Source organism: Burkholderia sp. Tr-20390 (assembly GCF_017104595.1).
In the GTDB taxonomy this organism is placed as follows: Bacteria; Pseudomonadota; Gammaproteobacteria; order Burkholderiales; family Burkholderiaceae; genus Burkholderia.
This window is the reverse complement of sequence record NZ_JAAGPC010000068.1, coordinates 33,499-42,933: the sequence shown is the minus strand read 5'-3', so window position 1 is coordinate 42,933 and position 9,435 is coordinate 33,499. Positions and strand designations below refer to the sequence as shown.

General features: G+C 58.3%; 14 protein-coding genes. 5 read left to right on the top strand and 9 right to left on the bottom strand.

Annotation, left to right across the window (positions count from 1 at the left end; translation table 11 throughout):
- Both G3N98_RS20010 and mobC read right to left on the bottom strand, forming a co-directional pair.
- The coding region (locus G3N98_RS20010; RefSeq protein ID WP_206149003.1) for a relaxase/mobilization nuclease domain-containing protein at positions 1-1,939 on the bottom strand (1,939 nt) is incomplete at its 3' end.
- Positions 1,929-2,444 carry a plasmid mobilization relaxosome protein MobC gene (gene mobC, locus G3N98_RS20005; RefSeq protein ID WP_241025994.1) on the bottom strand — a complete coding sequence of 172 codons (516 nt, stop codon included), beginning with the start codon at positions 2,442-2,444 and terminating at the stop codon, positions 1,929-1,931. The genes mobC and G3N98_RS20010, both read right to left, overlap by 11 nt.
- A 137-nt stretch (positions 2,445-2,581) precedes the next feature.
- On the opposite strand from mobC, the gene G3N98_RS20000 reads away from it, so the two are divergent.
- Positions 2,582-3,040, top strand: a complete 459-nt coding sequence (locus G3N98_RS20000) for a hypothetical protein (protein ID WP_206149002.1) — start codon at positions 2,582-2,584, stop codon at positions 3,038-3,040.
- Between the two features lie 172 nt (positions 3,041-3,212).
- Here G3N98_RS20000 and G3N98_RS19995 read toward each other — a convergent pair whose 3' ends face one another.
- Positions 3,213-3,944 carry a SprT-like domain-containing protein gene (locus G3N98_RS19995; protein WP_206149001.1) on the bottom strand — a complete coding sequence of 244 codons (732 nt, stop codon included), beginning with the start codon at positions 3,942-3,944 and terminating at the stop codon, positions 3,213-3,215.
- 146 nt (positions 3,945-4,090) lie between these two features.
- Positions 4,091-4,726 carry a hypothetical protein gene (locus tag G3N98_RS39860; protein ID WP_241025993.1) on the bottom strand — a complete coding sequence of 212 codons (636 nt, stop codon included), beginning with the start codon at positions 4,724-4,726 and terminating at the stop codon, positions 4,091-4,093.
- 173 nt (positions 4,727-4,899) lie between these two features.
- On the opposite strand from G3N98_RS39860, the gene G3N98_RS19985 reads away from it, so the two are divergent.
- Positions 4,900-5,313, top strand: a complete 414-nt coding sequence (locus tag G3N98_RS19985) for an antirestriction protein (protein ID WP_206149000.1) — start codon at positions 4,900-4,902, stop codon at positions 5,311-5,313.
- 320 nt (positions 5,314-5,633) lie between these two features.
- Entirely contained in the window at positions 5,634-5,909 is a 276-nt protein-coding gene (locus G3N98_RS19980) for an XRE family transcriptional regulator (RefSeq protein ID WP_206148999.1), read from the top strand.
- Between the two features lie 73 nt (positions 5,910-5,982).
- On the opposite strand, the gene G3N98_RS19975 is transcribed toward G3N98_RS19980, so the two are convergent.
- The 5 genes from G3N98_RS19975 to G3N98_RS19955 form a co-directional block, all read right to left on the bottom strand.
- Positions 5,983-6,300: a TrfB-related DNA-binding protein gene (locus G3N98_RS19975; protein ID WP_346779097.1), complete on the bottom strand. Its 318-nt coding sequence runs from the start codon at positions 6,298-6,300 to the stop codon at positions 5,983-5,985.
- Between the two features lie 46 nt (positions 6,301-6,346).
- Positions 6,347-6,604: a hypothetical protein gene (locus G3N98_RS19970; RefSeq protein WP_241025992.1), complete on the bottom strand. Its 258-nt coding sequence runs from the start codon at positions 6,602-6,604 to the stop codon at positions 6,347-6,349.
- Positions 6,605-6,653: 49 nt separating this feature from the next.
- Positions 6,654-6,836, bottom strand: a complete 183-nt coding sequence (locus tag G3N98_RS19965; protein WP_206148998.1) for a hypothetical protein — start codon at positions 6,834-6,836, stop codon at positions 6,654-6,656.
- A gap of 70 nt (positions 6,837-6,906) precedes the next feature.
- Entirely contained in the window at positions 6,907-7,131 is a 225-nt protein-coding gene (locus G3N98_RS19960) for a DUF3717 domain-containing protein (protein WP_241025991.1), read from the bottom strand.
- Between the two features lie 12 nt (positions 7,132-7,143).
- A complete protein-coding gene (locus tag G3N98_RS19955; RefSeq protein ID WP_346779096.1) occupies positions 7,144-7,737 on the bottom strand; it encodes an LPD29 domain-containing protein in 594 nt (197 codons plus the stop codon).
- Positions 7,738-8,121: 384 nt separating this feature from the next.
- Here G3N98_RS19955 and G3N98_RS19950 point away from each other — a divergent pair, with 384 nt between their 5' ends.
- The gene (locus tag G3N98_RS19950; protein ID WP_206148997.1) at positions 8,122-8,808 is read left to right on the top strand and encodes a ParA family protein; all 687 of its coding nucleotides are present in this window, start codon (positions 8,122-8,124) and stop codon (positions 8,806-8,808) included.
- 250 nt (positions 8,809-9,058) lie between these two features.
- Complete coding sequence (locus tag G3N98_RS19945; RefSeq protein ID WP_206148996.1) at positions 9,059-9,199, top strand: hypothetical protein; 141 nt, start codon at positions 9,059-9,061, stop codon at positions 9,197-9,199.
- The last annotated feature ends 236 nt before the right edge of the window (positions 9,200-9,435 follow it).

Here is a 9,435-nt window from a genome sequence, read left to right as displayed (position 1 = left end):
ATCGGCCGTCCTTCAGGTCATACGCCGTCGTGGCGAATCGGCCGGCGCTGGCCGCCAACATTTTCTGCCGCTCGGCCGGATCCGCTTCGTGCCACAAGTCGTAAAGCCGCCCCGCCCGCTCGCTGACATCGAGCTGAACGCCGGTCGATTCAGTTGGACGCCATGCCTCGAGCGCTCGGCGGATCTCCTGAAACGCGTCGTCGTGCATCACGCGAGTGTCCGTGAATCGCAGCCCGTCGACATCGGACAATTGCTTGATCCCGGCCATCGACTCCTGTAGCGCGCGAAACTGTATCGCCGGCGGCCGGCCGCCCTTAAAGCCGTACTCCTTCACCGCGAATCTCTCGGCGCTGGCCGCCAACATTTGCTGTCGCTCGGCCGGATCCGCTTCGTGCCACAAGTCGTAAAGCCGCCCCGCCCGCTCGCTGACGCTGGATCCATCGCCGTGCTGACCTACTCCGCCGCCGCCTGCTGTTCCTCGGCCAGCGCCAGGCCGTCGCAGTGCGTCATCTCCGTTTCCTGCTCCTTGGTCCTCCACGTAACGAGGTGCATCAGCCGGCAGTAGCATTTCACCTCGGCCGGCGTTGCCATCCAAACCGACGCCGGACACACTTCGCATACGGTCGAAGGATTCGGGCGCCTGTCCGGCGCGATGTTCGACAGCGTCATACTGACGATCGCGCCCAAGCCCTGAGACGGCGTGGGCGTGGGCGTGGGCGCGGGTGCCGCGCTCGGGCGAGCCGCGCTCCCCGCCTGCTCGCTCTCGAGCTGATCGCCGCCCTCGAGCTGGTTCGCCGGCTCGTTCGGCGTCTCGGCCGCGCTTGAGGCCAAATGATCGTCCAGCATATCCAGAAAGTCCGCTCGGCCTGCCTGCTTGTCGGTCATGGTTCACTCCGTCTTGGTAACGTTCATAAAAGCGCTGCTCACGGGCAGCAAGGATCTGCAAGCGGTCGGCCAATGACGACTCGCGATAGGCCTGGTAAAACCGCTGATTTCCAGAGTTGAGATACTTAAGTTCCAGCGCGCGCACGTCATGCCATTCGCGCAACGTAGCCTGCAGCGCATCGGGAGTCGGGCGCGGTTGACCCGCTGTCTCGTACTTCGGTTCGATGTGCCGTTCGATGACGGCCCGCTTGTCGGCCGCTGATAACTCGATGAAGTCACGCGTGAACACGTACTCTTTGAGGTTGACGCCTTTAGCCGCGTCCGCCGGCTTCACGTTCTCGTATTCGGTTTCTTTTCCGGCGTTTCGCGTGCGAACCTCGCCAAACTCCTGCAGAAGCACTCGGAAATCTTCCTGACTGGTGATGTCGCGCGAAAGCACGGCCTCGAGAATCTTCCCCTTCAGTTCACTATTCGCACCCTCGAACGCATCGCCCTTATACCGGCTGATCATTTCAGACGCGCTCGTAAACTCGGTACGCCGATTGTCCTTCGGGCTGGCCAAGCCGTACTTGTGGTTGATGTGCTCCTGAAACGCGTCGATAAATGCCGCATTATTGCTGACCTTATCGAATGGCCTCAACAAACGACCACTAAGCAGATTCACGTTTGGAATCACGATGTGAATGTGCGGCTTGCGCTCTACCGGCTCACCAGTTTTTCGGTTCAGATAGCTTTTGATCTTCGGTAAATGCGCTTCTGCGTAGAAGCTGTATTCGTCGGGGCGATACGCGGTCAATGCGAACGCCTCGAAGTCCTTCACGATCGCCGCGAGCGTCGCCCTGTCGATCTCATCCTCTTTAAATGACAGCGTGACCGTGTGATAACGCTCACCTTCGGATTCAATCGATTGAATGATCTCGTTCGTGATCTCGAGGTCGCCGGCGAGAATCACGCGCTCGTCCATTTCGTCGCGCGAAAACTCGCGGTCTTGCTTCTGACCGTTTTCCAAATACTCCTTAACGCCATCGTGGTAGCCGCTGACTCTAATCAACATGGGGCAATGTCGCCTTCAGGTAGCGCGCGATCATCTGCAGCTGATCGAGCAGCTTCAGATACGACGCCTCAGACAGCTTCCCGCTCGCGTGGTCTGCATTCGCACGATGCGCGAGCTGGTTGAGGTTGTTACTTGTCTTATTGAACACGAACAGCACGCGCTTTCGATCTACTGAGGCCTTCGGCTTCGCTACGATCGTCGTGCGGTTCCCGATGACCGCCTCCCGCAAAAACTCCGACGAAGTGAGGCCCGACGCCTTCACCTTCGCCATGTAGAGCTGCGTTTGCGACGGTGTGAGCCGACACGCAATCGTCTTGCCGAGTTCTTCGTCGCCCTTCTTTTTGGCCATCCGCCCTCCCTGCAAATCTGACCAGGTGCGTCGCACCCACTCACCCACACCGCAGCCGACCGGCGGGTTTCCACGCGGCGCAGCCGCGGGGGTTTCAAAGGGGCCCGCCCCTTTGGCACGGCATATTTTACGGAGCGCGTAGCGATCCGTAAACATATGCGTCGTGCCTGACCTGCTCACTAAAAATACAGGTTAGCGCCATGAGAGACAGCCTCCAGTCCGAGATCGTCTGAAATATTCCCGTACTGCTCCAATCGGGATACACTTTGACTACAGAAACACGGAAAAACGCCATGTCAGATAGCGATCTTTCATCCCAACTCCGCGCGCTGGCGCGAAGCCCCGACCGACGATCACAGACAGCGCGTTTGCGCGACGTGCTTGAAGACGTTGAGGCCGCGATCGCTGCAGGTGTGCGACACGAACACATCCTTCGCACCCTGCACGATGGCGGGTTCACGTTCACGATGTCGGGCTTCAAACAAGCACTTCGCCGCCTGCGAGCACGCAACGAGCGCCCCCAGACGGGCCGCGAAGCAAGCAGCACCCTTCGCACCCCCGACACCCGATCGGAGCCGCCGACGCGCCTGCATGCAGCCTCCAAAGGCAGCAAAACCATAGAACAGTTAGCGGCCGAGCGCCCCGATCTGTCGAAACACGAAATTCGGGAAATGCACGCGCGCCAGTACACGACAACTAGCGCAAGCTCATTGAGCGCCCAGCTACGTGAGCGCGGAAAGGGATCCGCCTGACCGAATCGCCCGCCGCGAATGCGGCGGGCCGGCGCTCTCCCCACGCTTCGCGCGGGTCCCCGTGCGCCTCGATCCGGGCGCGACGGCGCGCGCGATCCGACATCGGGAAATAACCTCAGCAGGCAGAGAAAGAGGTGTGCAGCGCGCGGCTCTACGAAAGGCCGCGCCGGAACTACACTTGTTCGCTGAATTGCTCGGCACAATCACCGCAGACAAGATTTAATCCGGGCTTGCCCCACACGTTGATATCGCAGGCGCACGTGTATTTCGAGCGGTTGCTTTTGTTACTGGCCCCGCTCGCGGAAGGACTGATTACCGCTGCCATTTCAACGCCTTCGAGCGCCGCCACGCTCGCCGCACCTTCCGGCAAATCGAGCGTCAGCCCGAAACTGTTCTGTCCAACTTGCACGTGGCTGGCTGAAGCGAACCGGTCGTACCACGAAATCTTGAAATCTCGGGTCAGCAGATCGCCGCACACCTCAAGAAATAGTCCGCCTTCGATCGGATAGTCGGCCATCTGATCGCCCGTCCGCTTACCGCCTGGTCGACCGGTGTTGGAAGGCATCAACCCGATGGCTTCCATTTTGTCGGCCCACTCGTTGTTGTGGTAACGGCCCCGGCCCGGATTGCCGTGATGATGCTGCCAAAGGTGCGCCATTTCATGCGCGAGCGTTTGCATAATTTCTATCAACGGCACGACGGCGAAGTAAGTCGGATTCATCGCGATTTCGTCGACCTTATCGCCGTTTCGATTAGCAAAACGCTCTGCTGAAAAGTAGCCGTAGGCCCGCTTTTCCCGCTGCAACGTGATGAGGCATTCCGGTAGCTTGTTGTCGAAAAGTCGCTTGTTGAACGTGTCATAGCCCAATTGCAGCTCGGCGTATGTCTCGGCGGTCGGCTTCATGTTTCCCTTGTTGTATTGTGCAATACAATTGCACCGCACAAAAATGCAGCTCAGTGTGCATCCCTGCAGCTGCTATCGAATCGGCCGGAAACCCGCGTCAAATCGACGTTTTGCGGGCCTCCATTACATTTGCGGCAACGCAACAATCAGAACCCGAACGCAAACTGCCCGGTAGTCTCCACGTGCGCCACATCACCTTGCGCCGCCGGCGACAGTGCAGCGATCCACGGCCATTTCGACGCATTCTTGCTTTCGAGGTCTTCGCGACGGTCAGGGTCGATCATCGTGCGCCCCTTCGTGAGAAAGGCCGCAAAGATCGCTTTTGCAACCTCATCGATCGCCCGCCCTGATTTAAAAGTTTCAAAATGCGAACGGAATCCCGTTTCGCTAATAAATTGTTTATGCACATCAACAGCATGGAATTTGAAAAAAATCCTAAATCGTCCAAATCCGTCATCGACCTCAACAATCGAGCGCACGCCCAAAACATCGATTAAAAATTCCCCCGCCTGCCCCCACATCGGAATGTTTCCCGCTTCGGCGCGGCAATGCTGCTCAATGACCTCTGCCGCACCCACTCGGCACCCAAAAAAGGTGTCGCCGTTGAGCCTCCAAACGACCGCGTCATAGCGATCTGCGGCCGATTCCGCCGCCGCTTCATCGCCAGCAACTACGGCCACGTGCATCGCTTGCACGGCGTCGCGAGCGATTTTCAGCAACGCACCCTGATCGGCGGGGAAATCTGACGACAACTCACGCGCGCGCAATTCTCTTTTATTCACGGGCTTTCTCCGGTTATCGGCCACACCGAGCAGCGGGCCACATGGAAATTATATTAAATTTACCTAATTTACTCAACAAAATAAATCACATTTCTCTTGATCAAACGGCCTAAAAGGCCTATTATATTCATGTGGCCAGACATTCTGTCGAGGCCCAAAACCGGAGAAAAACCGTGGAAGCAAACGAAATCAAGATCCTGTCCGAGCTGGTTGTCGAGGAATTGCGCCTTAAGTTTCTGCCGCTTCATTTCGGCACCCGCTACATTCAAGGCGAAAGTTTCCTATACGATTGGGCGTCGCGCCTTTCGTCGGAATACAACGGTGGTTACTGGCACTTCTTCAATCTGTCCAACGGTGGCTTCTACGCCGCACCGGAAATGAAAGGCCCGATCCAAGTCGTCTACCCTTTGAACTTCTACGAAGGCAAGATGGGCGCTGAAGCATTCGGGATCGTTGTCACCCTGTACGCGCTCTGTCACATGGCTGAGATCTACGGCGATGATCGCTACATCGCTCGCTATCACGCACTGCGAGCCTTCGCGCTGCAACACCCCGAGCAGGCCGAGATTTTCAGGGCCATCGATTAACGGATAATTGAGGGAACCCGGTCGCAAGGCCGGGTTTTGCCATTTGCGCCGGCGATCCCGCGACGCCGTGATAGCCCCACTTTCTGCAAGCCAGGGGCTGTAATGGGCCGCAATTGGGTCGCGCGCGCCGTCGCGCCCGGATCGAGGCGCACGGGGACCCGCGCGAAGCGTGGGGAGAGCGCCGACCCGTCGCGAAAGCGACGGGTCGATCCGGTTGGGCCTTTGCGGCCCGATGGTGGGGTCGTCAAGCAGCCGCAGGCTGCGTGAATCCCCCGCGGCGTCAGCCGTGGGGGCTAGATAGCATTGAACGGAAAATGACCATGAGCAACGAAAATCGGCTCGAAATTCGGCCTGAATGCCTGCAACCGGCTCGACATTGGGCGGAACCGACCGGCCCGGAAGTTCAAGAGGTAGTCAGATGCGCAGGCTTCAGCGGCCGAGCTGCAGAAGCCTTTCTAGGCCTATCCGCAAAGAGCGATGGCCGCACTGTCCGGAAGTGGATCAGCGGGGAAACGTCGATACCATATTCGGCATGGGCGTTGTTATGCGACGCTGCAGGCCTCGGGATCATCTGGCGCGAATCCTCCGAGTCATAGAGCGGCAACGCTCGATTTTGTAGGATATCCAGTAGATATCCGATAGCTATCCGATAGCTTACTTTCAGTCGGGTTATTCGGACTGTTGAGCTGCCAGGCGCGCGCGCGCCTTCTGCTCCATATCCCTGACAATTTCCATCAGGTCGGCGGGCAACGTGACAGTGCCCGTCACCCATCCGTCCGGTATCGCGCCGTGCTCCAGGTGCTTTTCCCATGCGGCGCTCACCATCTGATTGACGGCCTTTCGCGTGATACCAACCTCGAGTGCGACCGCGTTTTGCGTCCGGCCACTCACCAACACCTCCCGCAACACTTGCCGCGTCCGGTCTTTGACCCTGTGCAGGTGCGGCAATAGCCGTTCGAATTCGCCTTCAGTCAGTCGCTTTGCCACTTTTCCCCCTCAACTTCATGGTTGCCCGCCGTAGCGGGCGTTATGTCTAGCATTCGATCATCAGGAACGCTCCGGCGTTGCCCTGAAAATTGAAATCCTTGTCCGGGCCAAAGTAGCCCGTTTCGATACGGCCATCGATCCACTTGCCGGTAGCCGCAACAACCTTCTCGCGGCCCATCGCCAGCAAGCGCGCGTCGTGTTCAGGGTAGGTGCGAACCTCGGTGATTTCGAAGCGCGCGCCGTAAGCGTGCACTATGTTGCCCACTTCAATTTCGAGTTGGTTGATTCGTTTGGTCGCGCTCATTGCCGCCGCCCTCATGGATGGCCCGCCAAGGCGGGCCGTGCAGTTGAATTTAGATGAGAACGGCACGCACGAACGCCGGCCGACGACTCACGCTGGAAAGCACGTAGAGCTGTTCGTTCTGCACGTCGCGCTGGTTCTCCGGAAGTCGCATCCAGTCGCGACGCGGGATCTTGATCGGCTGCCGAACGTCGTCATGATGCACATCGTTCTTTTCCTCGCTAAGAATCATCATTGCAATCTCCACTCAGTTGCTACGTTAAGCGCTCTCTTCCGGTTGCCGCCGGCTCGAGCGCGGGGAGCCCCTACAGGGGCAATTCCTGCTGATACAACGCGATTTCCAGCGCTTCCGCTTGTTGCTGCGTCAACCCGCTGGATTTGATCTTTCGAATGCGCCTCACGGCCATACGGTCGCAGAGGTCGACGAGCGCGGAAGCGCGGGGGCCGAGCTGGCCCCGCTCTGCGACCGCCTCACGCGCACGCCAGTATTTCACTGCCTGCTTGACCTGGCCGACGCTGAACACTGGCATTGCATCCCCCCTTCAGTGCACCGCTACGGCCGACATGCCGGCGCCATTGGTGCGGCTATAGCCGTCGTCATGCGTTACGAACACGCTCCCGGCGGTCGGGCTTTTAACGACCTTGAGGCGGTCGGAATGCTTACACAGCACGTTGTTGATTTCGGCCTGCACACTGTCACGGCCGCCGGACATCAACTGAACGTTCCAGAGCCGGCCGTGGGTGAAATCATCGACAGTCGGCCGATCGATGCCAGCATCGCGGAAATTGCCGCGCAGACGGCGGAAAACCGTGTCGATCGCCCGCTCGATCGCTTCCGGCGAATGGTCGCGGCGCGTGTTGACGTAGTCCGCGCCGAACCGAACCTGCTGGCCGCCCATCATGTGATAGATGCTGCCTTGGTAGTCAATGGATCCATCGAAGTACGCTCCCTTGAAGCGCGTAGCAACATCGTCGACTTGAGCGACATTCGGGCCGTCCGTCCAGCTCACGCTAATCGACGCCCCGCCGCTGTACGTGTGACTGCGCACGCCAAACTTCACACCCGGAAAAGCTTCCTTCAAAGCCTTACGAATCAAGGCCGCAGTCTGCGCGCAGGTAAAATGCTGGATAGCCACTGCTCAACTCCACTCAGTTAGCGGTTGGTTAGAGGCCTCGCCCGGTTGCCGCCGGTCGGGGCCTCGCTTTTTACAGCCTTGCCGTGACTGCATGAATAGAATTCTAGGTTACATAAAAGGTTACGTCAAGTATAAATAGGACTGCTTTTGCGCTTGTCGGTTATCCGATAGCTACCCGATAGCTACCCGATACCTTACCTCTGAAAAACAAGGATATCTGATGGATATCCAATAGATATCCGATAGCTATCGGATACTTGTTTGATATCCGGTAGCTATCTGCTATCCTACGGCTATCCGATAGCTACCGGGTAGCTGATAGGTGTCGGATAGCTATCAGGGAGCTATCAGCTACCCATACTGTCCAAAAACAGGAGATTCCAGATGCCGGTTATCGTTGTCGTTAGCCCAAAGGGCGGAGTCGGTAAAACCACGTCCGCGCTGGTTCTTGCGGATCAGATCGCGCGAAGCACTGACGTTGCGGTGATCGACGCCGATCCCAATAAGCCCATTGCAATGTGGGCGGCAGGGGGCGCAAAACCTGACCGAATGACCATCATTTCGGATGCTGACGAAGAGAACATCATTGACAAGATCGAGGCAGCGGCCGCGCAGGCACCGTTCGTCATCGTCGACCTTGAAGGAACAGCGGCGAAGATCGTCATCCTGGCGGTGAGTCAAGCGGATCTGATCGTTATTCCCATGCAAGGCTCGCAACTTGATGCGGCTCAGGCTTCGCGCGCGCTCAAGGTCGTTGAACAACAAGAGAAGATGTCGCGCCGAAAAGTGCCCTACGGTGTTTTGCTGACGCGGACCAGCCCGATCATCCGGACACGAACGATGAAGCACATCAGCAGCACGTTCAAAGAGGCAGGCATTGCACTTTTCGACACTGAGCTGAATGAGCGCGAGGCATTCAAGGCGATGTTCTCTTTCGCCTTGCCCCTTGCCAATCTCGACCCTAACGACGTTTCGAATCTCGACAAGGCAATCGCGAACGCCGAAGAGTTCGCAAATGAAGTCGTGACGAAGCTGCGCGAAGGGATGAGCCCTTCGCAGGAGGTAGCGTGAAATGGCAGAGCGTAAGAATCCCCTCGATCTGAGCGGTTTTACCCCTCGCTCTGCAGCGGCGACAAGTCGCCCTGCACCCGAAGTAGTCGACAGAATCGCACAAGAAACGGGCTTTCCGAGCCGTCAGCCGGCGGGATCACCGGTAGCAACCGATGGTAGTAGGGCAGAGCAGGCCGTTGCTCAACCGAGCGGCGGCACCGGCCAGTCTAGTGACAACCGCCGTAGGACCGGACGAAACATCCAGAAGGGGGTGAAGCTGACGGCACAGGGTGTTGTCGACTTGGAAGCGGAAGCAAAATTTTTGGCCGCTCCGTTTGGTGAAGTGCTCGAGCGCGGAATCGCAGCGATTCGTAGGCTGCGCGAAATGGGAATCGAGGACTACTACCCCTGACGGGGATATCTACTAGATATCTGATAGCTATCTAGTGGCTGAATCCAGGCCGTAATGCTAGCGACTGGTTTTCTGGATTCATCCGTATCTCTCAATGAGACAAGCCCCTCCGGGGCGCGTCAGGCCCGTAGGGCGCACGTCGCGGGGAGACGGTGGGCGGGTGCGGTACCCCGGCCATTAGGCCGGGGCTATGCACACCCTTGCGGTGTGTATAGCGCAGCCGTCCACGGTCGGGC

Excerpts from the sequence above, each read along its gene's own strand:
- mobC (WP_241025994.1), bottom strand. The coding sequence starts at position 2,444 with ATGTTTACGGATCGCTACGCGCTCCGTAAAATATGCCGTGCCAAAGGG.
- G3N98_RS20000 (WP_206149002.1), top strand. The coding sequence starts at position 2,582 with ATGTCAGATAGCGATCTTTCATCCCAACTCCGCGCGCTGGCGCGAAGC.
- G3N98_RS19995 (WP_206149001.1), bottom strand. The coding sequence starts at position 3,944 with ATGAAGCCGACCGCCGAGACATACGCCGAGCTGCAATTGGGCTATGAC.
- G3N98_RS19980 (WP_206148999.1), top strand. The coding sequence starts at position 5,634 with ATGAGCAACGAAAATCGGCTCGAAATTCGGCCTGAATGCCTGCAACCG.
- G3N98_RS19970 (WP_241025992.1), bottom strand. The coding sequence starts at position 6,604 with ATGAGCGCGACCAAACGAATCAACCAACTCGAAATTGAAGTGGGCAAC.
- G3N98_RS19965 (WP_206148998.1), bottom strand. The coding sequence starts at position 6,836 with ATGATGATTCTTAGCGAGGAAAAGAACGATGTGCATCATGACGACGTT.
- G3N98_RS19960 (WP_241025991.1), bottom strand. The coding sequence starts at position 7,131 with ATGCCAGTGTTCAGCGTCGGCCAGGTCAAGCAGGCAGTGAAATACTGG.
- G3N98_RS19950 (WP_206148997.1), top strand. The coding sequence starts at position 8,122 with ATGCCGGTTATCGTTGTCGTTAGCCCAAAGGGCGGAGTCGGTAAAACC.